The organism is Ignavibacteria bacterium, from assembly GCA_015709655.1.
Lineage (GTDB): Bacteria > Bacteroidota > Ignavibacteria > Kapaibacteriales > Kapaibacteriaceae > OLB6.
In genome coordinates this window covers 1,154,010-1,179,225 of record CP054181.1, presented here as the reverse complement: position 1 = coordinate 1,179,225, position 25,216 = coordinate 1,154,010, and the positions used below count along the sequence as shown (strand labels likewise).

The 25,216-nt window shown below is 52.8% G+C and carries 7 protein-coding genes; 6 read left to right on the top strand and 1 reads right to left on the bottom strand.

The features are described 5' to 3' along the window. Positions 1–340: 340 nt before the first annotated feature. Positions 341–2,212: a class I SAM-dependent DNA methyltransferase gene (locus tag HRU79_04705; GenBank protein QOJ25984.1), complete on the bottom strand. Its 1,872-nt coding sequence runs from the start codon at positions 2,210–2,212 to the stop codon at positions 341–343. A 1,014-nt stretch (positions 2,213–3,226) separates the two neighbouring features. Between HRU79_04705 and HRU79_04700 the strand changes: the two genes are divergently transcribed. The 6 genes from HRU79_04700 to HRU79_04675 all read left to right on the top strand — a co-directional run bounded on the left by HRU79_04700 (position 3,227) and on the right by HRU79_04675 (position 25,156). Next, complete coding sequence (locus HRU79_04700) at positions 3,227–5,017, top strand: T9SS type A sorting domain-containing protein (protein QOJ25983.1); 1,791 nt, start codon at positions 3,227–3,229, stop codon at positions 5,015–5,017. Positions 5,018–5,026: 9 nt separating this feature from the next. Further along, positions 5,027–11,773 (top strand): hypothetical protein, encoded by a 6,747-nt coding sequence (locus HRU79_04695; protein QOJ25982.1) that lies wholly within the window; start codon positions 5,027–5,029, stop codon positions 11,771–11,773. A 991-nt stretch (positions 11,774–12,764) separates the two neighbouring features. Then, a complete protein-coding gene (locus HRU79_04690; protein QOJ25981.1) occupies positions 12,765–17,015 on the top strand; it encodes a hypothetical protein in 4,251 nt (1,416 codons plus the stop codon). Between the two features lie 48 nt (positions 17,016–17,063). After that, positions 17,064–20,834, top strand: coding sequence for a hypothetical protein (locus HRU79_04685; protein ID QOJ25980.1), 3,771 nt, complete (start codon positions 17,064–17,066; stop codon positions 20,832–20,834). Between the two features lie 73 nt (positions 20,835–20,907). After that, positions 20,908–21,714 carry an ankyrin repeat domain-containing protein gene (locus tag HRU79_04680; protein QOJ25979.1) on the top strand — a complete coding sequence of 269 codons (807 nt, stop codon included), beginning with the start codon at positions 20,908–20,910 and terminating at the stop codon, positions 21,712–21,714. Between the two features lie 46 nt (positions 21,715–21,760). Further along, on the top strand, positions 21,761–25,156 hold the full coding sequence (locus tag HRU79_04675; GenBank protein ID QOJ25978.1) for a hypothetical protein: 3,396 nt from the start codon (positions 21,761–21,763) through the stop codon (positions 25,154–25,156). Positions 25,157–25,216 lie beyond the last annotated feature (60 nt).

Sequence of the window (25,216 nt, the reverse complement as noted above, 5' to 3'; positions counted from 1 at the left end):
CGGTCCTGTTGTAAGTTGAGACGGATGTTTCAAAGGCGGACTGATGAGAAAGAGCCATTACAGCTACGTGCCAAACCGCCTCTTTTGTAAGCGAGTCGCATGCTCATGCGTCTATGGGGATTCCGTCAAAATGGCCCTTGATTCCGTCTCGGCGAGCAAATTTCCGGCCACGGAACCACACCGGAACCTCGCGGGAACCTTCGTCGAACCATCACGGAACGCTACAAAGCGATACCAGAAGGTCTCTTGGTGAGAATCTCCTTCCATCGACGAGAAAACACCTCTCATCGATGCTTTGTGACTCCATCAGCGCGAAAAACACGTCCCAATGTGTCCATTTTTATCGGACCACTTCATTGATCGACGGTACCTGGATTCGGACAGCATCGCTAGTTGGACTCGTGTACTCAAAGAGTGCTGGTTCGGCTATCCGTTCGCACCCGAATCCAACGATCACGCAGTGTACGGCGGCTACACCCTTTGCTTCATTTGACCATCGGAACGTCCGGTGAGCGAAGTGGATGTGCATCCCATACTTCTGCACGAGGTGCTTCCAGAGAATCCCGACCTGCTCACCCTGTGATATGGAATTTGTGCATACGAAAGCACATCGGACAGATGTGCCATGAATGGCTTCGGCGGCCTTTACGTACCAGCCGGTGACGAAGTCCATGACGCCGGAGCCCGAAACTCCTCCAAAGAGCTTCTTGATCCGTGTGCGCTGCGTGTCCGACATCATCTTCGAACCGATGAACGGAGGATTCCCCAGGATGAACCACTCCACATCAAGCTCTTGATCGAGGATCTCCTTTCGCCAGTCTACGTCCAAGGCATCGCCGATTCGGATCGTTGGTCCGTTGGTAAGGGGCAAGCGGACAAAATAGGCACCGAAAGCCGTGGCAAGTTCGACGTTCATGATGTGGTCGATCAGCCAGAGAGCTACTTCTGCGATGCGCGCGGGGAACTCCTCGATCTCGATGCCGAACATGGAGTGTACGGACAGGCGTGACAGAGCGGAGACGTCGGTGACCATCTGCCCCCTTCCAGAGAGCTTGCCGAGGGCATCAAGTTGCTTGAGGATCTCCGTCTCAATACGACGGAGTTCTTTGTATGTGACGATCAAGAAGTTACCGCAACCACAGGCGGGATCGAGAAACCGCATGCGAGAAATGCGATCGTGCAATGCACGGAGACGGGACTCCGACGAACGAGCCTTGACCAGTTCTGCTTCGATCTCGTCCAGGAACAGGCCGGAGACAACCTTGAGGATGTTCTTCTCGGAGGTGTAGTGAGCGCCGAGGTTACGGCGGTTGACAGCGTCCATCACACCCTGAAACATCGCACCAAAGACCGCTGGAGAGACGTAGGTCCAGTCGAAGTTGGCACACTCCAGCAGCCGTTCTCTCAACTCACGATCAAAGTTTGGTGTCGGCAGCGTTTCAGCGAACAAGCTGCCGTTCACATAGGGAAATGCTTGGAGATCTTCGTCGAGGTTCTTAGGGCGCTTGTCAAGTGGGGTGTTGAGCAACTGAAACAAGAATGACAGTTGTGGTCCCACATCCATGCCATCTTCACGGGTCTTGGTCTCAAGGAACGACACGAAGGAATCTCGGTTGAAGATGCCTGTATCATCGCCGAAGAGACAGAACAGCAGGCGTGTCAGGAAGACCTCAAGATCGTGACCGTCGTATCCTGTCGCCTTGATCGCATCATGCAATCGTCCCATCAACTCGGCAGCGCGGACGTTTACGGGGTCTTCTTCCCGAAACTTTCGTGTGGCATAGCCGGAGATGAAGCCGAAGACGTCGATTCGCGTCGGGAGATCGGCCAGGGCGACCTCTGTCTCTACGTGTTCTACAAGGTCATGCACACGGATGCGCTGAAAGTCGCTGACGATCACGTACCGGGGCAACTCAGAGTCTTTGAGGCCGGGGAAATAGTCGATCGCTTGCGTAAAGGCCTTTGCGAGATCCTTTCCAGCGGACTTGTGTTCTACGATCAACAGTCCCGGCCAGAAGAGGTCGATATATCCGGCCTTGGCACCGGCCTTGATGACCTGCTTTTCGAAGACGGCGACCCGCTTGCGGTTGACGCCAAAGACTTCGAGGAAGTTATCCCAGAAGGTCTTTGCCTCGGCGTCTTCAGATGTCTCATCCTTCCAGCGCTCAGCAAATGCGGCGGCTCGATTGCGTATGTCGGTGATGGCAAGCATGGCCGAAAATACACTATCCGCCATCTGCTGGTTTCATGACATCGACGGCTTGCATGTGCGCCGGTTAGACGACCACGGTCATTGCGAGGTCGGCAATATCCCTAAAATAATGACTGCTTGATATGTGTTTTCACTTACGTATGTTTACTTACCAGAATGTTGCCATTTTTCGTTCGGTTGAATTTTTTGCTGGTGATCTTCGGTCGAAGAACTTATTTTTGACCAACGGTCGATTCCTTATTCATCGCTTCGGAGGACGATAGATGAAACGACAACCGTCCTTCCGGGCAGTATCTACACTCTTCGCAACGGTGCGCCTAAGCGCTCCATTCACGCCAAAGTTCACCGTCTGACCTAGCGTTCTTGACGCGCGTCAATCTTAGCACATCGTCTACCCACACATCAGTCTGGCCGTTAGTGGCATCTTCAACCCACTGACGTAAACCGCCACCACCGACCAGACTTGAAGCCTCGACTCTTTTCAACGGGATGCGGGAGGGATATATGATCGCCACGAGCTTGGGAGGCCGTAGGCAATGGAACGGCAGACATGTCGTGCTGTTCGGCGTGCGATTGGTGTTGCTGGCCTTTGTACTCAATTGTCAAGCGATAGCACGCACATCGCATGATGAGGGGACCGTCGTTCTAAGGTACTATGACCTTGTGAACGGATTTGGCGAACTGCACGATTCACATGACCAGACTCTTCAAAGTGCGGCTCGATTTCCAATACATGGCGAGATCCAGCTCGACTCTATTCGTTTGAAGGTCAACGGCAAGCTCAATGACTCTGCTATTGTTAGAATCTATGGACATGAAGGGGGCGCACCCGCACCAGTATTAGGCCTAGACCAATGCGAGCCGAAAGTGATCCGCAAGTCGACCAATGGCGTTGAATACTGTTTGATTGCGTTCGATCCCCCAATCAATCTCGCTGGTGATCAGTTCTTCGTCAGTATGGAGTCGATGTCGGGTAAGATGGCGTTGTTAAGTGATAACGTCGCGCGTGCTCCAATGTGTTTGTGCGAGGGAGAGGAGAACTTCACACTTCAGTGTGTACGTCGTGAAGATGGGCCTTGGCAGACCATCAATAGAGCATATCTCGTCGATGCCTACGTTCAGAGTAGAGACGTAGTAGCACATGAGTCATACTTTCACTTTGGTCTTGACACGATCTATTCGGGTTCCCCCGAAGTTATTCCGGATGCAACGGAACGCCCCTTCATTGCAACTGTGGATTTGAACAGGGATGGTCAAGGAGAGATACTGACGTCCAAGGGGCTGCTTCACTCACGTGGTCCGGCACGTCAATGGCAGCTTGACTCAACCGTCAGCACTGCGCGACTTGGCGTTGAGATGATCTTGCCCCGTCGTTGTCGCAATGGAGATTTCGAGCTCATTGGCATCCGAAGATCTTCACACGATCGAATTGCAGAACAGCGGCGAACGGCAGACGGCGTACGCATCCGCGTGCTCGAGATATCGGACGAAGCGGCTATTGTTAGTGTCGTTGTAGCAGACTTCAATACCGATCGGTCCGAAGATGTGCTAGTAGCGAAGTCAAATGGAGCGTGTGGCTTGTTCCGGTTCAACGAAAGAGATGAACCGGAGAATGCAACACCGCTGATTCTCAAGAGTGAGCAATCGCGTCACCTTGTCCTCCATAATGTCGTTGCCACAGACGTGGATGCCGATGGCGACGCAGATATCGTTGGCGTATGTACTGAGGAGGGCAGTGCGGCGACTATTGTTCAAGCGATCAACCAAGCTGGAGGGAACAGTGAAGGTGTCACTCATCGACTCGAACAATTCACGGTGCTCCACGTGCCTTATGGAGTGTCCGGTCTCTATCTGCGCCCGACCATCTCGATAAATGGAGTTGTTGATGCGCAAACCAGCGAGGACCACATCGTTGGTGCAGGGATTGCCATCAACATGGTACGGATTCCTTCCCCTCGGCAAACCGAGATTCCTATCGCTGATCAATGGAGTATGGATGTTCTTTCAAGGTTGCCCTTTGAAGATCGCGTTAGTGCCTGCTCGTGGCCAGATCTTGATGGCAACGGCGTTGCCGAGTTGATGATGACAACGGGATCAACATGTAGGCCTCCGAAGTTGTATCGTGAAGACCCGACGGATCGGCGACTTCAACGCGAGTATCACACCGGACTAGAGACGTTACGAAACGTACGCGACATCTGTTGGGGTGATATTGACGGAGATGGTGCTGTCGATGGTGTGACCCTCTCAGAGGGGAACATTGTTGTGCTCTGGAATCAAACACGACAGAGCCTGCCGGCAAGAAGAAGAGTTGAGCTACAGCCATGGGTGCGGGGAATAGAAGATGGCGGCCGGGTTTGCATCACTCAGATATCCTCCGGCAGAGGATGGGACGTTCACGAACGCCTACTGGACTATCCTCTTGTCCGAAGTGACCTGGATAGTGTATGGGTACACACCACGGATATGAGACGTGAACGAACTAGTTATGCCTCATTTGTCGCGGTGACACCTGCGCGCAGGACAGAAAGACACGCTGATGGTGTTGACGAATGCCAGCCTAAAGTCTCGGCCAATCCTTTCAATATCGGCATCACGATCGACCTCATCGGTCGTGGCGAGATTACAGGCGTATCAGTGTACGCACTCGATGGAGTGCTTGTGTGGTCCCAGAGTATTCCTTGTCACAGTGCGTACTGGGATGGTATGAATTCTAACGGGTCGAGAGCAGCTGCAGGCAGCTACGTAATTAAGGTGGATACGAGAAGTTGTACAGGTATTGTGCGAGTCGTCAAAGTTGATTGAGGGAGTGAGATGAGAGTATTTAGATCCGTGCTGCAACGCCTGCTATCGACGTCGATTCGTAATGTCGTCCGTAGCATCGCATACGTTGTGTTTGCGCTTGTTTCTGTGGTTGAATCGCAAGCCCAACTACTGCCAAGTCCGTCGGTCGATCCGTTCACCGGCACGTTCCGATGTTCGATTCCGGTGATCACAATCCCAGGGCCACATGGTGGTGGATACACTGTGTCGCTAAACTATTCGAGTGATATTCAGGCGGAAGCAGAAGCGTCCTGGGTTGGTTATGGTTGGAGCTTAGAAGCGCCAAGTATTACACGATCATGTGTCGGCGTCCCGGATGATCTTGTCGGCGGAACGATCAAGCAGACGCTCAATTCAAAGATCTGTAGTCAAGCAGCGACCCTACAGGGCAATATGGAGATCTTGTCATCTGAGAAGATCGGCGCCGGTTTGTCACTCACCGCTGGATGCAACACAGCCACCGGCTTTGACGCCATGGTTTCTGGTGGACCCAATATCTGTTTTTCTGCCGTCAGTGTAGGGACATCCATCGACACGAAGGGAAGATTCGGTGTTGGCATTGGCTTCAGTCTTGTGCTTGAAACCCACCAGGTGGATGTCGATTTGCCTCAGGGAGTTGTGGGCCCACTTGCACAGAAAACCGAGGCCTATAGTGGAGCGGGTGCAGGAACTAGTCTGTTTACCTACGACCCCACGTCGAGAAACAATCCGGCGATCGGCCTGATGTATCCCTTCCGTGGTGAGACACATGTCTATAATACCACGTTCAAGATGGGAAATGTTGGTGGATGGGAAACAGGGGCGACAGTGTCGTTCACGACGATGGCGACACCACAGCGCGACTTGACCGTCAATGGTTACCTACACTCAAGTGAACTCGGACTAGATGCAGCGAAGTCGGCTATTTCACAGGATTACTTGGTAGACGGCGAGCGGCAGTTATCCTCGGGAGATCCCAGTAATGCCCAGATCCCCATGCCCCTTCCGGCATACGACAAATTCATCGTGTCAGGCACAGGTAGTGATGGAACCTTCCGTGCGCACCTGCCTTTGCCACTCCGTTTACGCCCCGTTAGTCAGATATCGACACTGTCGTTGTATAGCCTGAGTGCAAAGGTGGCCGTTCCTCTTGGCGGCGGTATAGGTGCATCGTTGCCAATCCCTGCCGATTATACGCTTACCGTTGGCGACCACAATGGTGACCGCAACGATGCGAACTCTGATATCCTGCTTGTAGATCAGGGGATGTACGGTGCCTCGATGAGGCCATTCTTTAGATTCAATGACGATCCTGCTGATGAGGTAAGATATGCTACATCTGACGGACCAATTGGGGTATCAATGGATGGGCCGGACAAGGGCACGTATTACCCGATAAATCGGGGGCGGTATCCCAATATCAATCGCAGCATCGAGTGGCTCACATTCGCCGATCTCCGACAGCTGCAGTCTAAGAATATTGATATCAAGCGTTACTTCGGCTTCGTTGGCAAGAACATGAAGAAGTCGAATTGTTTTGACGCTTGGGACACAGACGCTGAAGTCGACAACTCACTTATTGGATTCTTTCGAATCACATCAGAATCCGGCGTTGCCTACGAGTTTGGCGCACCGGTACAACGCAGTTATGAAACGTCTCGCACCTACACGGTCCCGGCGCATCAAGTGCAGCGTGCCCCTCAGCGCATCTACTACATGAATGATGAGGAGATCAACGGTAAGGTCTTGCAGGCCTCTGAAGATCGCCCCTATCGGTTTGTGTATCAATGGAATGCGACGGCTATTCTAGGCCAGAACTATGTGGACGTCAACGACAATGGTCCAGATCAAGCAGATGCAGGTGCGTGGACGAAATTCACCTATACCGAGCCTGCGCTCAGGTATTGGCGCATACCCTATAATGGCTATCTCTTGGACCGTGGTGATGTCGATGACAAGGCAGACGACAAGTTCACCTTTATGGACGGCAAGTCCGAAGTTGCGTATCTTAAGACAATAGAGACAGCAACGCATGTCGCCTACTTCTATTCCAGCAGTGATCCCAACCAATCCGCTAGCGGTGAGGTCTGGACAAAGATGCTGCGCAAAGACGATCACGAACCAGCCTCAACAAGTGATGCCGAAAAGGCCCCCTCACCTCGCGACCCTTCCTCGGCGAATAGTCAGTATTTGACGAGGATCGAGCTATGGAGCAAGGGGCCTGATGGTACGATCGGGAATGGCTCATTGCTCAAGACTGTCCACTTCGTATATGACTATTCTCTCCAGCCCGGCAATCCGTCATCAGAGGCCATATCTGCACTGCCGCAATCCACAGCGTGTGGTAAACTTACGCTTCGCCGCATATGGGTTGATGATCGTCGCGTTCGTGAACAAACCATAGAGCCGATCGATTTCTTCTATCAATATCCAACGACTGGAACAGGCGGCTCGACTGTAGATCGCGATAATGTCAAGGATGATTCGCCAAGTATCCTCGCGTCGCGTTATGGCAATGCACTAATTCCGACAGTGACGGATGAAAATCCATCGCACAACGCCAACTCCGTAGACGCATGGGGGCAGCCTACCGGAGCGCAGCCGACAAGCAGTGATGTTCCCGATGCGGAACTGCTTCGCATGACGTCAAAGCAGAAATGGCAGAGTGCTGTCGCAAACAAAGACGATGCCCCATGGAGACTCAAAACAATTCGGCTGTCCAGCGGTGCCCGTATCGTGCCAGTGTATGAACAGCGAACGTACTCATGGGTTCAGGATAATAGTGCGGCTATGTTGATACCCCTCCGCAAAGAATCGGGCGACTGGAGTAGATGCACGTCAATTCCTGGGTCAGCAAATGCGCTATATGTCGACCTGGCAACGATGGGCGTAGGAGCGCAAGACCATGAAGACTACATCGCGTTGTTGAAAGAAAAGTATGAAGCCTCACGGGAGCCGATCTACTTCAAGTTCTGCTATAGAACGAAGGAAAGCCAGCCGTGCCCTCCCGATGAGACGTCAGACCGGTTCTATGTACGAGGGTATGGGCGCATCACACACGTAAATCCACAGCCCGTAGTCAAGGATGGCCGCTCTTGTGTCGAATTCCGTATTGGCCAAATGAATGACGTACCGTGGACGAGTAGTTCATTTAGCAGCATGGACAATGCGCATGCAACCTCTCCGTATCGCCTTGCAATTCGACACTGGAAAACGTTCCTGAAAGGTAAGGGCGCGTGCCCGGATCACTGCAGTGAGCAAGATGCATGGACGATGCTCACGCTGTTTGGAAGAACCTTGGAGTCAATACCGTTTGTCATAAACAGCCTGTTTCCAATAAGCGAGGAACTACTTCCAAGAATTGACCCTGAGCGTTGTCTGGTTAGACTGCCCATGTGGCAGCCCAAGCGCGGCTGTGGCGTGCGCACGAAGCGACTTCTCACGATATCGCCATCCGGTACCTTGGAGGATGGCGACCTGAGTGCGGTTGGGACAGAGTATATCTATGAGGGTATCGACGCGACCGGCAAGACAGTGTCGTGGGGTGTTGCTACATGTGAGCCCACATCGCTGCGAGAAGAAAATCCGTTGACGCGGATCGCGCAGAGGTACTGGAGCAGAGCGGCCGATCACATCATTGATGAGAACGAAATGGCGTGGGCAGAAGAACGCATCCCCGATGCGCTTCTACCCTCACCATCGGTTGGATATGAACGTGTGATCACTAAGTCGATCAATACACAAGCCAACACCCCTGGGTTTGCCGTCGCGGAGTTTACGACCTCCAGGACACAACCGTTGGTGCGGCGGCGACAAGTGACAACGCGACATCATGTCAACGAGTTTGATCCGGTGAACGTTGCGATGTATAACAGGTCTACGCTGGACTTGGAGTTGCATCAAGAAGCATATTATGAGCTGTATAACTCGCACGGCCTACCCGTTTCTGTTCAATCATATACGGGTAATTATGCCGAACCGGCAACACATCACTTAGTCCGATCGACCCAATACATTTGGAAAAGCCCAGGCGAGCCCGTCTATGCGTTTGACACGCTGGACCGCCCATTACGGCGTGTGCGGCGCGGCGATGCCATGGACGTCGTGTTCGAATCCAGAAAGATCCGTGAAAGTCAAGATCTGACGCGTCTAGACCTTTCGTGGGCATCGCCACTCATCTTTGGTATCTCGGGTATGTATAGTGGCATCGAGCATGAGATCCGTTCCTATGCATCCACCGTGCTTCACCGTCGTAGCCCACACTTGCTGAAGACGATTACGTATGATCGAGGCTTACTGGATACCTCGGAGATCGTCGCTGTTCATGCGTTGTCGGGCTTTCCGGCGATCGTAAGCGGTGCCGATGCATATCGTGGTTCGTTGTCTCCCCGTTCAAATCCCAATGGTGCTCACGATGGCCGCGTCGCGTCCATGAGTATACCTGCCTTCAAGACGTACTCTGAGCTCGGCCGCAAGACCCTCCAGGTTGCCGCACGATTCGGCGCGAGCATCAATACGCCATCGATTGGTACGGTGTCGATTACGTATCCATCGGCGAACCACTACCGCCTGTCGCCGACGACAACCCTTGATCTTGCAGAGCGACGAGAAAACCTGCTAATGTCAGTGGCCGTGGGTGATGAGTATCAGGTATATAAAGGCAACGAACTGAAGCACGTTATTAGAGTGACAGATGTAGCAAACGGCGGGTCCAACGCGGAACTGGCATTTGACCTCCTCAGTCCGGGGCCGACGATCATTGAAGAGTCGCCCGACTCACTGCGACTTATCCGCTCTGGAAAGAGAAACAGGCTGACCGAGTCAGCAGAAACGATCGTCGTCTATGGATGGGATCCGACAGCCGCTCAAGGGACGGCAAATACCTTGTATGACCTAGAACAAACTCTTGAAATGTTCATGGATTGGGGACGTGTTGGTAGTATCCTAGGAAACACACGCCACATCAACCCGTTCGGATATTATACACCCCAAGGGTCCTTTGAGCCACCAGTGGGCCCGCCTGTGGGGGCTGACATTGATCCCTTCCATCGCCGCGCAGATCTGTCGGGCGGTGTTTGCCCCACGGATCTATCAAAGTACTGGGTTGCTGTAGATGCAATCAATCCCTATAACGAGACTGGACCCAAGACATTTACGCTCGGCCTCGTCAATCCATCGGCGCATGCCAACCCAGCCAATCCTGTATATCAAAGTGATTGTGGAGCAACATACGATCCGGTCTGGCAAACGTGTGGATATCCCATCTATAGAACCGATTTTTTAACACCGTGCCCAGTTCCGGAGATTTGGGTTAACGTTTCGACGAGTGGTCGTTCAAGGGACACATACACGTGGGATGCATGGCGTCGGTTTCGAGTAGGGGACAGAGGTACAGTAACCGTAGGAACGCAGGGACCTAAACTATCTGATGCAAACAAGTCTCCAAATGGACTCTACTTCAGAGCGACGGGATATACAGGACTGAGCTTGACGTCAATTCGTACGGTTGATGTAGATGCGCCGACGCTTGCATACACACTTGTTCCTTATAAGGCTTGGGATGTCGAAGTACCAAATACTAGTAGAGTGGCACGACAATGGCAACCGGTCACCGCTTGGACATACGAAAGTGCGCTCACTATTGATGCGTCCCATGTAGCAGGACAGGGGACGAGAGCGGTGCAAGACCTTGCCGGAACATTCGAGTTGCCGGTACCCTTCGCATCTTGGTCCGATCCTGCGACGAGCCAGGCCATCCTGCCTGTTTCGTTCCCTGTTGATGCGTGGACGCGTGGTGCAATGGTTGCTGGTGTCGATATGAATGGGAGCGTGGTAAAAGCTGTTGACAATGCAGGCCGGATTTCAGTTGTGCAGCGAGACCCTTCCGGCAGATTAGTGCAAGCGGCATTTGACGTTGCTGGCATCAGCACCCTCAGCTCAATGCCGTGGTACAATGATTGCGAATCAGGGCTGGCCACTGTCGCTCACTCAGGAAGCCGGTCAATTGCCGTTCAGGCTAATGGCAGCGTCTCTATCGATAAACCCGCACATGTCGGTACGATCAGCGCGAGCGGTGATGTGCTGATACGGCTGTGGCTTCGACCGCAAAGCGCGACAACGGATAAGGTCGTTGGAACAGTCTCTGTTGCAGGTAGCACACTCACTGAAGGCGATTCGCTTGCCTGTTCTGACGGCTGGCGACTCATCAATGTGACCAGGTCTGCCGTTGCATGTACCAGTAGTGTTGCCATCAGTTGCGTCGGCGGGCCTGCCGTTTATGTTGATGATGTGGTCGTTCAAGATCCGATGTCATCGTCAACGTGTATGACCTACGACAAGGAATATCGACCTACAACGGCGCTAGACGAGGACCACTTTGCCACTCTGTGGCACTATGACCAGAGGGGCGCGGTGGTCTCCATTGAACAAGAGACGGTGACAGGACGAGTGGCGCAGGCTCACACTTTTGCAAATGGTCCTAGGCGGCAACGCATGGACGGAGCTCTACATGGTGGCGCTTACACCGCTCTCAACCCGACGCCGTTCAGCGTCAACGGGTGGGAGAATGATCTCAACGATATACTTCGAGATGTACAAGACGCAGTACCACCGATAAATCTGCCAAGCGGTATCGGCGCGAAGGAGCGTCTGTTGGATGCAAACATCAGTCCAGATGGTATTCGTTCGTCCACACTTATTGATGGCTTGTTGAAGCCAAAACCGTCTAGCGATTCAACGGGTGGGAGGCCAAAGCCATGAAGAAGTATGTAGCATGCTTGTGTTTCCTTGTCGTGACTGCCACAGTGCTAGTCGCACAAGAGAATCGTAAGGAGACGGAGAATCTACAGCTGTACTACTATAGTGATCCTTGTAAAGGGATTTGTCCAGGTGGGACTTGGAGTAGCACAGAATACGAGTTGACACTTCGAATTTCCCCCATCGGTCCTGGGTATCCTGTACCGACCAATGCTCCGGAGGAAGAAGCATGCACAACGACGGTCAAGTATCGGATCATTGACTGTAGTGGCGAGAATCAGAATCCTAAGCGTACCGTGATACAGTTCACGGCTGTGTGTACAACGTGTCCGGGCGATGTGACAAAAGCCATTAAGAATGCAGTTCTGCGGTTGCTAGCAAAAGACAATCCGGGCGGGCTCTTAAGGACGACGGATGGAGCGCAGTCGATATCCTTCTCACTACCTGGCTGCTGGTCAGCGTACACATGTAGCGAAGGATGGACGACCAATAGAAAGTATTGTGCTCTTCCATGCGCCAATCCAAGTCCATACATGAGCAACACGCGGACGAGCTGTTGTGTGTACACGTTCGAGGTCGCCAGGGCAAACTGCGACTACTCTGTATCGATTATTAGGCAAGCAGACCACAACCCAACCTCATACACGTGCGATAACAATGTAAAGCCGTCTATACCGGACTGTATGGCTCCGCCTGAGGAATATGACCTAGATGGTACGATCGGCAATTGCAAATCTAGGTGCTTTCAGATCAGTGATGCAGACATTGCGGGTATCAACGCTGAATACGAGGTGAACCCATGAACCTGGTACACCTACAGATGTTCACTCGCAGACGATTGTACGCTTGTAGTCCGAAAGCGATCAGTATCGTACTATTCTTAGCCTTTTACTGCATCGATCTGTTCGCGCAAGGAGGCAATGGACTGGTAACGCCGCCAATCGTACGACCGTTCCCGACGGTGAACAGGACGATCAGGTCAACGATCTCAACTGTGACACCTCAACCAACTCGTCTGCAGGATGACGGTGAGGTGGCTGTGCTTCCCACAGGAACGTACGAGGATACCGACAATGAACGGCATGTGCGAAGGTGGCGTGTTCAGGTGTACTTTCATGCCGGTGGCGACAGGGAAACTTATGAACTTGGTCCGGATGCTTGGACGGGAGCAGTAAAAGGTAACCTCGTGGCTATAAAAGCTTCTGATCCGAACAATCCTGTTGTTCTGGCGTCGGACGTTGAACTTGAGCTGAGTCAATCAAGTCCGGAGGCGGTGTATCTAAGTTCGTATTTGGCTCCGGAACTCCACCCTTACCACAATAACCCGTCAGCCGATAGATATACTCAGATTCGCTTCGAGCTAGACGCCACCGATGGGTACACTCCATCCGCCACTGCAGCGGTTAATCTGCAATTCAGACTGACGCTCTCTCTTGAAGAAACGTTTGTACATCACTTTGATGCCAATCCTAGTGAGGATGACCGACTTCATTGTGATGTAGCTGGCGGCACGTTCATTACCTCGCCGGAGTTTTCATGCAATCCTTCTGCATCTCCAGACAAACGCAGCGTCAAGGTAACAGGCACGAATGTAACACTACAGTGGACGGCGCCACCCGATCATCCCGGTGCAACGTATGACTTTGTTCAGATCGAGATCGTTCGTCTCCACAATACCAGCCTGGCCAACGCGAATGTTGGGTACAAGGTCGAGGCTCTGGTAGACTGGAATACGGCACTTCGGTACGAAGTCGCCATCGATAAATCCGAGAGGTCAACCAGCGGCTCGATTACGATCATCCCGCACCAAGGTACAGGTTACTATCTGTTTCGTGTTCGTCCAGTCACGTCACGATATGACGGCAGAACTTCCCATTTGATGAACTATGGCCCGTGGTCTCCTTCCCCTGATCAGGGCGCGCAAATCACTATAGAAGCCTGCATCAACGACTACTCGGTTCACGCTCTCGCCCCCTACAGAAACATTGCATCCTTTTGGTATCAAGAACCAGATCAATCGAAGCCCTTTGTACACCAGATGGCTATCCTACGTGACACATCGCGAACGTCATTTGTCAGTGACAGTAGGGTCTATCTTAACGCCATTGGCCAAACCATACAGACGCAATCTCTTAGTAGAGGCGATCTGGCCACGCTGATCACGCAGAACCCACCGCCACCCCATCCCATTGTGATCGGCTCCCAAGTAGTCTATGATCTCGAAGGGAGAGCTTCGCTGGCTACTATTCCAAGTCCACTGCTGGCCTCTGGTGGCAGTGACTGGAAGCAATCGATCGAGTTTGTGCCGCAGGCGGTCACAACGACCGGTGGGTCTCTTTACGGCCCTGAGCACTTCGATGACCTAGGCACGAACCTCAACAACCCTGAAACAGTGTCGCCAAGCTCTCCATTGGCATGGTACAACTCCAACAATAATCCTGACCTCACGATTCCTTCTTCAGGGGGCTATCCGTACGCTAGAACAGTGTACAAAGCTGATGGCTCCGTTCTGGCGGTTGTGCCACCAGGACTTCAGATGCGGCCTCCGGGATCACTCTCTTCCACACCGACTGCTGACATGACCGAAAGGTCAACTCGCACCTATCAAAGTTCGGTATCACAGCGCGAGCTTACATCGATCTTCGGCGATGAAGCGCCGGTCGGCGATCGCATTGTGAAGATGTTGACGGTTTCTCCTGATGGAGTTGCAAGTGCCAGTTACTATGATGGCCCACGGGTGATCGCGACATGCCTTGTTGATGCCGGAGAGTTAGCTGGCAACACGTCTGTCAACGCCGCGGGGAAAACGGTGATCTCCAATGATGGCAACGCGGCTCTTCTCAACCTAAATGGTCTTGCACCCGTTGACTCCCCCACAAAAGAAGTCGTCAATACTCTTTCGGGCGTAACTACATCATTCACCGGTGGCATTCTCACGGGAACGCGGCAGGTGATTGGCTCGATGAAGATCGCCCTGGCAGCTCCAACCCAATGTACGATCACTGTCACACGAAAAGACGGCGCCGGAGCAACAATTCAGCTTGGAAGCTGCACCACACACTGCGAGGAGTGCGTCAAGTATGTTCGCGTCCGTGTCTCTCGTGTTGATGTCCTGCCGGTGCAGATCGTTGACGAACGGGTCATCGACATGACTCCGGCCAAGGTGTGCTCGACGGAGATGAACAACACGCAGACATATACCTTAAGCCTGGGTGTAGGGGAGTACGTCGTTGAGCGTATCTCGGAGTTAGATAGACTAGATCCCAATGGACGTCGGCACGTTGAGAATGTCGTCGATGCACTCCTTCCGGAGTCGGCAGTTCAACAGGGACTAGCAACGCTGCTTGGAGAGAGTCTTCTCGTGCCCGGAAACCCCAACCCAACACTTGAACAGGTCACCGAACATTACAAGTTATATAGGAGTGGTGAGATTGGAGAACCACCTCTGGTCGTTGATGGGAAGAGGACGGTGGCAATCGGTACGAATGGTACTTGTGTAACGGTCGCCCTGCCGGAACTGGTGGAATGCTATCCGTGTCTGACGCAAGAAGAGATCGACGACCCCTTGCTTGATCCCGCAAAAGTCGGTTTCGAAGAGTACGCAAAGGATCAACTTATTCGATCAGGACTGCAACTTCCAGGTGGCATAGAAGCGCGATACAACAACTTCTACTTCTACTGGGATGCTGCTGGAGTTGTCTATCTTTCCAAATACCCGAATCAGAATCCTGACAGTAAGTTGTTTGATCGCATGGTCCTGGCGATGCTACGTGACGAAACATGCACGTACAATTGTCGAGAGCTTTGGGTGATCTGGAAAACCCTGGTTGATGCCAGAATCGCCGACATCCGAAGTAATCCCACATATCTTGGAGACAATCGCTCCCGAGCGATACCGGACATCGTCGAGAAATTTCTTTCTCTGGCGGGCTATTGTTGGGATCCTCCCAACGTGCCGGAGAACAACAACACGATCGACAACGTTGCTGAAGCAGAGAACGCGTTTAGACGCTTGCGTGTTGTGAATCAAGCTCGGCTTACAACATGCCAAGCTCAATTCGATATCAATGATCCGGACTACTGGGACAACGTAGCCGACTGCGCATTCTCGGACTACTCTTCGAAGGACAAAAAACACGTCGAAGATGGCACCGGAGCTACATCACCCAAAACCACTGGTGGAATTGGACTGAATGCCTTCTTCAGGCTCGTGGTCACGTCGATCAAATGTATGCAGCATTGTGAGTCACTCAGAGAGGAGTTCAAGAAGAGTATAGTCGCTGCCGCGCTGCCAGCCACATTGCCGCCCGGTCAATTGCATTGTATGGTTGAGGCGGCAGTAGATGAGTGTAGCACGGCATGCAAGCCCGGCACGGAACAAGATCCAGATCAGATGAGGGCGAACTGGATGCTTCGGATGCGCACCAGAATGATGGGCTACCACAGCATTCAAGTACCAACAACTGAATATCAATGCAACACTGGGTATCAACTGGTCACCAATACGTCTAAGTTGATCGATCTGCTGATCACATACCTCAACGCGGAGTATAAGAAACTGCAGCAGACTAGCGCAACTGAGCAGTGTATCAATCTAGCACCACGCGTATACTCCTTCTTAGCTACATACATGGCGCATGCTAGCATTCCCCTTTGTATCCGTAACGAGGCATTGATCGATGATAATCCGGCCACACCTCAACCAGAAGTGAGACCTGAGGTGGACTGTGACGCAGCCGAAAATCAAGGACCACCGGGCTTCCGACGCTGGACCTTCCGCGTGATTCCCGGCGTCGAAGGGTTGTTCTTCCGTCCAAAAGACCAACACGGGTGCGAACTCTGTGCGCTTTCCTTCACCGGACCACGTGCCCGTCAAGACCTTCACCCGTGGGTAGAGAAACTCAACACCATGGTAGACACGCTATGGGGTGCACAGCTCATGGATCAACACACGGAGCAGGCCTCAACGCGCTACCTCAAAAGCGGCGACTCGCTCCAGACCTATCGTGCTGAGATCAAGAACGTCATGTATCAGTCGTTCTGGTCAACAAACATCGACACGGCATTCGCCCTGGCACTATCATCGAGTCTTAACGACCTTTATCTCAATTCGATTGGAGTCAACGGACATACACAACAGTTTGTGGGATTCCTCCGTGTAGAACAGCCAGTCGTCCCAGGTACAAACCCCGGTCGTGGTCTCTGTATGCTGAGTGCGTTCGATGGCTTCAACTATAGCTATTGAGACTCCTCGGACACGGTCTATCAGCCGTGGCGATCGTTCGGACACTTGATGTTCGACTTCGGCTCTATTGGCGACTCTGTCAGCACCTTTGCACGGAATCTCGCCTTCGGCTGGCAGTTGTTACCATCGTATGGAGACAGCCTCGCCCTTGGCGGAATGTCACTGTTCAAGACCGTTGCCGGAGAAACACAAACAGAGACATTCGGAAGTACAGAGGAAGCAACGGAGCTGCTGCAGTTTTGGAACATGAAGTTCACGCAGCTAATCGGTCGCTTTGAACAGGACCCACGTCGCCGCCTGGTCTTCGTCGACGTATCAACGCAGAAGAAGTATCCAATCGAATCGGTGCGCTTTCACGAGACCTATACTCGTGCGAACATCATGGGGCCTGAGATTGGTGGCTGTTCTGCCAACGCTATCTGCCCCATTGTACCAACATGTGCTATCTGCATCAAGTGGGACACACTTGCCGTGGAAGACTACGAGGATGTCGATCCTTACGTCCCTCCACCCTGTGAGCAGCAGAAGCTCGATCAGATCAAGGCCGAGATCACCGCACGGTACATGAAGGAGATCCAGAAACTCCGTCAGTCCATCATGGCCTCGTACGTTCTGAAGTGCCTCAACGCTAATAATGTCGTCGACAATGTGCAGGCCACCTACGATCAGAAATCGTATCACTACACACTTTACTACTACGACCGCGCCGGACGCCTCGTCAGGACCGTCTCGCCCAAAGGCGTCGACATCAACCCCGCACGGACGATCTCGGCCACACCGGCACACACCTTCGTATCCCGCTTCATGACTGATTCCAGGGGGCGAATGTTGGTCAAGACCGTTCCCGATGGTGGTTCAGAACGATACGAATACGACAAGTACGGCCGTCTGCGCTTTATCGTTGATGCCGTACAGAACGCTGCCACCAGCAAGAGCATGACGTACTTCAAGTACGATGCGCTCGACCGCATCATTGAAACCGGTGAAGTGGCAGGGCTGGGTGATGAACAAGGGCTTGAATCAGCCATCCATTACAATCGAGACAACGCCACATGGCCCACGGCAACTGATTATGAACGCCATGATGTCGTAGTCTACAACTACGATCACCCGGCAAACACGACGGCGGGCAACTCAGCGGAAAGCGGCTGGACACACGTCAGCAACACGTCCGGCCTTGTACAACGTAATCTGCGGCACCGCTTGTCGTGGGCTTATGCCGTGCCACATTGGCCTGAAGATGAGAGCTTCGCTAATCTCTCCAATGTTGTGCGGACGTTCTTCACGTACGACGCACAAGGCAACCCCACGGCAGTGGTCAACGACATCCCGCATTCCGATCAGGCATCGCCCAACGGAACGGCGCGCCTTGTCAAACGGACCGACTATCGCTACGACCACAGTACAGGCGCGCCCCTTGCTGTCGACTATCAAGTGCATGGTGTTGACAACGACGACGATCGATTCCAGCACCGCTACGAATATGATGCCAATGGTCGTCTGAAGATCGTCGAGACATCCCGTAATGGCGTCATGTGGGATCGCGACGTTGTCTATGACTACAACCTCGACGGCTCGCTGCGTCGCGAAACCATCGGCGAAGACAGCGTGCAGGGTCGTGATTACACCTACACGCTCCTTGGTCAACTCAAGGGCATCAACCACCCGTCATTGGATCCCACGAAAGATCCGGGGGCGGATGGAAGTGGTACAGGCAAGCACGCTCATGTGGGTAAGGACGCGTTTGGCATGAGCTTCTACTACCACGAGGACGACTTCCAACGTAGCTTCAACACAGCCACATCACCGTTCAACGACGGTGACCCAGCCATGCTTGGTGTGCCGCATTCGAACGGTGTAGCACCGCACAATTCGTACGCGGGGCTTATGGGTGCATGGTCCTACCGGACACAGGCAACGGGTAATCAGCAAGTGTTGCGTGATGGCGCGCTACTCGGTGAGCGATTCCAGCATGACAGAATCGGTCGTTTACGCTCAGACACGACCTACTCCTTCGACGGCACGAACTGGATCTCGGACGGCAACGGTGGCTGGGGTACGCGATACGTGCTAGACCAAAACAGCAACATGGTCCACATCAAACGTTGGGCTATGACTGGTAGCACAATGAGCGTACTCTACGATGATGCTACGCTGAATCTGGCAGGCATTCAGAGCAATAAGTTGGTTGCGATTGAGGATGCTGCCGGGGATGGGATTTCCGGTTATGAGCAAGAGTTAACGAACGCTGTTACAGGTAACATCGAGACTGATGCTAAAGGACGATTGGTTGAACAGCAACTTGACAACGATGCAAGTGCGACGCAATACACATCGTATGATGTTCCAAAGAGTCTAACGCGATCCATGTCTGTGGTTAACCATGTGCGTGATCCATTCGGTAACATTGTCCGTGCTGACGTGCATAACAACAACGAGTGGAGTCGTGCCTCGATAATAGTGCCTGCGGATGAACATGCTGACCGTGTTGTCTACAATCTTACCGACCTTGAGAGTGAACCATCAGTTCAAGAATGGAGCATTTTTGGTGGATTGTGTCTTGGTGTTCGACGTAGTACAACAATGGGATCCGGTACGGGTAATTTCTATAGAGTTGTCGGCAGTGTTCGCTATCAACTCGTAGATCATCTTGGCTCGATTCGCGCCATCATAAGCGATGTCCTTTCTCTCGAGAACAACGAACCTGCAGTGGGCCTACTTGCTTCCATAGATTACGAGCCATACGGTGCAATGCAGAGCCGGCGATACGTAACGCCACAAGATGAGCCAAATTATAGATATGCGTTCCAAGGGATGCGACTGACCGAAGGCGAATTCGGTCTGGCAGAGTACCTTACGCCATTCCGTATGTACGACGCAAAGACGGGTAGATGGAGTGGGCAAGACCCTATACGACAACCGTGGACAAATCCGTATGAGGGAATGGCTTCTTCGCCTACAGTGAACACTGATGTGTTTGGCTTGCGTCCTACTAGGAAAGAAATGATGGCCATGCAGAATGCACTGTATAAAGGTAAGTATGATCAATTGCTCGGTGGATGGCAGCCTGAGGACAAATTCTTCATTGAACTAACCTGGGACAACGCTGGCTTTCAAAGTATGCTGTTTAAGCGGAACAACCCAATTTCCGGCAAACTAGAGTATGCGTATGTGACGCGAGGTTCGGAAGAGTGTCAGGATTGGGCAGAGAACTTGATCCGACATCCGCTTGGTCTGAGAGGTCAATATGACTTCAGTGTTGAACAAGCAGTGAAGCTAAGCAATAGATTGGGTCCGGATATTGAACTAACCTTGGGCGGGCATTCGCTTGGCGGAGCGCTTGCTATGGCCAATGCCATCGCGACAGGAAGAGGTGCGATCGTTGTCAATCCAGCGGGCCTTTTCATGCATGACTTCAAAAGGCTAGGATTGGACCGTACAAGGCTTAAAAGTGTTGATATTGATGTCATACGTGTCCAAGGTGAAGCCGTCGCGTTTGTACAGCGACTCGCGAATTTGTTTCTCCCAGTTATTGATCCTATGCTCTATCAGATAACTCCTGGGGAGATCACCGAGTTGTCGTACGACTATGAATACAGTTGGGTTGGCACTGATGCATGGATAGAACAAGCCGCAATACGTGTTGGCCTGCACATGCTTGATGCTGCAATCTCGATATTTGGAGACAACCTCCGCACCAATCCCAAAATGTCACCCTCCTCGCCAGTAGTTGTAACTGCGTCAAGAGATGATCCGATGCCGCAGCCTGAAGCCGCAAACAATGGGGGCAGCGGTGGTATCTTGTCAGCGGATCCATAGAAGGGTAAAACATGTCGTCAATAACGAATAGTTGGTTCTAATGAATATGCACCAAATCTTACGGACTCTGCTCGTGATGATATCTTGTCTGACTGTGTCTGCAACCCAAACTGCATGCTTAAATGCAGAGGGTGACAAGTATCGAGATCCCTTGGCTAGGAACACGTATCCACAATACAAGTCGGATTCATGCAAAGCGATCGCAGATGCAATCTGGCAAGGTGACACCCTCCGAATAGCCCAATTACTTGCATCAAAACCAGAGCTTGCTACGGTGGTTTGCGGAGAGTGGAGAGTTACCCCACTGCACTTGGCGGTGCTGTGTCAAGAGGCGGTGATCGTGCGCTTACTTGTCAATGCTGGGGCTGATGTACATCAGCCGGATCGTAGCCGTAAGAGTGCTCTGTACTATGCAACTTGGATCGAGAATAACTGTGAGATCCTGCAGTATCTGATCGAACGGGGTGGGGACCCGAATAAGAAGGAGGTGGCCGCCCCACGATATACGCCGTTTCTGTTCGCAGTTAGCATGCGACATTCCAATGTACCTTGCATGTTAGCAGCTGGTGCAAAGATTCATGTAGAGGGTCATCCCGAGCTCAATGCCATTGCATTCGCACTATGGAAATATGACTTCGCTCTTGCCAAGTTTCTCATTCAACATCCGCTTGCTGATGTCGACGCACCGGCTTTAGATGCTTCTGACAGAGATACTGTCACTATCGACTGGTATTTAGCTCCGGCAAGAAAACACTTCACGCCTTGGCTAAAGTATGAAGATGAATACTACGTTACAAAGGCAAAGGCCTCTTTGAAAGCTATCGATGAGATCGAAGAATTGATTAATACGATGAGAAAGAAGAAAGCGACGTCGAAGTAAACCTTGTATATAGACGTGAAGCGCCACAAGATCGAATATTGAACATATGAGAGTATATACAGCCCGCCTTGCTGCGTGTATTCTCACGCTTCTTTGCACCCAAGATCAGCTATACGCACAATACGATGGTGACTGCACCTGGTACTTTGGTCGGAATGCAGCCGTGTCATTTTCTCAGAGTGAAGTGAGAGCTGGACAGTGGCTTGATTCGGCTTATGCTGGTGCGGGGATGTTCTTGGACCAAAATGGGCGGCCGATGTTGTTCACAGGCTGGCGTACAGTTTTCAATGCCGCTAGTGACACTCTGGGTAACTGCCGCTATGACAATAATCTCGGCAATCCAGCGATGATCATGTTTCGCAAGCCCGGAAGTAGAGATACGGTGTTCGCGTATCAAACATATCACGGAAGATCAAAGGACAACCTGCTCGGTGACTACTTCTTGTCTGAAGGCTCATCGACGATCAATATCATCGACCTTGCGGGAGACAATCACAGAGGAAGGGTGTATTTTGAAGCGGATACGGTGATCTCGGGCCTAAACAATAACAAGAACCCGGACCGAGTTCAGACGGCTGCAAGCGCATGCCTTGTGCCGCATATCAATGGTAGAGACCTGTGGCTTATCGCACCAATGGCATCACCATCGGGCTTTCGCGTGTTCCATGTGTCGAGGGACGGTGTAAAACTCCACCAGGATCTTCTTACGCCTGAGTTTCCACGCGCCTGGTCTGAGGTATCGCTTGGCGGTGTGGTGCATGAATCGCTTGGTGAGTCGAAGGTATCACCAGATGGACGGATGATCGCATCTGTAGGCGGAGTGCGAGGCCGCGTGATCTTAGCCGATTTCGACCCTTCGGCTGGACTTGTATCGAATGCCCGACAGATCGGCGACACGGCGTTCTTCATCAACCTTAACCGTGTTGTGTTCTATCGCGTTGAAGACTTTCCATACACGGCCCGGCCGATCGGCTGCGAGTTCTCGCCCGATGGTAAACTGCTCTACATTGCCCACGGTTCGTATACTAATACGAACGGGTTGCCACCTTTAGATTACGAGATACCATTATTGGACAGTCTCCCCGGCGAACTGCGTCAATACGATGTCACACTTCGTGACGCTGACTCCATCCGCAACTCCAAACAGATTGTGGTGCCATTCAGTAAGATCAATGCGTTCGCCGGTCTTCAGCGAGGACCCGACAACCGGATCTATGTGGCGCAACGAGAGAAGAACTTTGTCAGCCGCATCAATAAGCCCAATGAGAGGGGAACGGCGTGTGAGTTTGAGCGACAGGCTGTGGTGTTCCCGGATACGAATACGATCTGCACGATGGGCTTTCCGACGATGATGCCGACGATCTCGGACTATCAACTTCGTATCCCTGATCTTGATCTGTGCCAGGGCGATACAGCGGTGCTACCACTGCAAGGAACCTTTGTGACGGATTCGGTGGTGTGGAGCTTCGGCGGCTCCGGTAAGGTCGGCGTGCATTACTTCGATCAACCGGGTGCCTATCAGGTGTCAGCAACTATGTATGTGGCGTCGGAACCCAAGCCCCCTGTCTATGCGTGGGTCTATGTGCACGAGAATCCGACGGCAACGGTCACATCCAGAACAAACGAGATCTGCGCCGGAGATACGGTCAAACTCACGGGTGTTGGCGGTGTGACGGCAAGCTGGTATGTCGGCCCGACCCTCGTTGCGGAAGGCCGCACAACGGTCGTGAGCCCGCAACAGACTACCACATATACCTGTATTGTGCGGACGGCCTTTGGCTGCCTGGATACCACACAATATACGCTCACGGTCAAGCCATCGGCGACATTGCGACTCACCGGACCGACGATGGTCTGCATGGGCGATAGCATTGAGCTTAATGCCGTTGGTACTGAGGCGTTTCAGTGGACGTCAATCCCAGTAGATCCCACTATGCAAGTGCAAGGCGGACGTTTACGCGCTCGACCTACACAGACCACTCGGTACGCGTGTGTTGGCACCACCACCGCCATGTGTGACGCCCGTGGAGAACACAACGTCACGGTCAGCCCTACGCCGGTGGTGAGGGCCTCCAACGATACCTCCTTCTGCGAACCTGCACCGTTCATCCTCAACGCCTCGGGTGCCGATCGGTATGTGTGGGTCACGGAAGTGGGCGATACACTCTCTCGCATTCAGCAAGTCAACATCACACCAACAACCACAATGAGATTGAAGGTGATCGGGACCACACTTGCCGGATGTAGCAGCGAGGATACGGTCGTGATCACAAGATTGCAGAATGGCATTGTTACGGTCACCGGAGACACACTGCTGTGCGAAGTGATACCAGCGACGCTAACGGCCTCTGGATCGAACAACATCATCTGGCTTGATGAGCAGGGACAGCAGATCGGCGTTGGACCAACCATCACGGTCACGCCGTCACGCACCACCACGTACCGGGCCGTTGATGCCAGTGGCGGTGGATGTGCCGACACATCGGAGCACACCATTTTAGTGTCGCAACGTCCTGAGCTCGACGTCAAAGCCGAAGATCTCTTCGTCTGCGTCAACGATACCGCCGTGCTGAACGCTTCTGGCTGTGACCGTTACGAATGGTACGCGGAGAATGGGGCATTGATCTCGACCAGTGCGCAGGTGAGATCTGCCATTGCCTCGGCGACGACCTTCCGCGTCTTCGGCTATGATAGCGTCGGCTGTCGGACCGAATCCAACGTGACCATCAACACCTTGCCCCCATCATCGATACATGTATCGGCAGATGATGCAACGTTCAATGTTGCTGACGGTGTCCAGAAGATCCCGATTCAGCTACATGTTCCAACGAGTTATGTCGGTAGCGTCATTGGGCCGATCACGGCAGAGATCTCGGTCCGGCGCACTTCGCTCCATGTTGAGGACTATGATCCGGCCATCATCACCGGAACGAACATCGGCGATTCTGACCTTGTCCTGAGCATGACCGTGCCCATGGTGACCGTTGCAGCGACACCACAGGTACTCACGTCGATCACGGTGCGTCCGCTGATCGATGATGACTCCGTTTCCCGTGTCAGTGTCCGCCTCCTTGATCTTGGCGGCGTCCCGCAGTGCGATTTCGACTCGCTGCAAGACGGCACCATCACGGTGACCGGCTGCGGTCGGAGCAAATACGGCGGTATCACGCTGGTGACGCCCCCTACCTTACGTGTTGATCCCAATCCCGCCACGGACCACATTACCATTAACGCCACGAGTGGTTTGCCTGGAACGCATACGATCGAAGTCGTGAACGCAATTGGTCAGCTCGTCTACACGAAGACCCTGCACAACGCCACCGGCGACGTCATCTCTGAATCACTGCGTATCCCAACCACCGACCTCAGTGCGGGCTTACACGAGGCACGCCTGCGGACACCTGTTGGAGTGTTTTCGGCCATTGTGGTGGTCGTGAGGTAGCACTCACGTATATAAAAGGCACTACAATTGACCGTCGCCTTACCATCTATTGACCATTTA

What these genes read in the sequence shown, in the direction of transcription:
- HRU79_04705 (QOJ25984.1), bottom strand. Translation starts at nt 2,212, where the DNA reads ATGCTTGCCATCACCGACATACGCAATCGAGCCGCCGCATTTGCTGAG.
- HRU79_04700 (QOJ25983.1), top strand. Translation starts at nt 3,227, where the DNA reads ATGTGTTTGTGCGAGGGAGAGGAGAACTTCACACTTCAGTGTGTACGT.
- HRU79_04695 (QOJ25982.1), top strand. Translation starts at nt 5,027, where the DNA reads ATGAGAGTATTTAGATCCGTGCTGCAACGCCTGCTATCGACGTCGATT.
- HRU79_04685 (QOJ25980.1), top strand. Translation starts at nt 17,064, where the DNA reads ATGTTCGACTTCGGCTCTATTGGCGACTCTGTCAGCACCTTTGCACGG.
- HRU79_04675 (QOJ25978.1), top strand. Translation starts at nt 21,761, where the DNA reads ATGAGAGTATATACAGCCCGCCTTGCTGCGTGTATTCTCACGCTTCTT.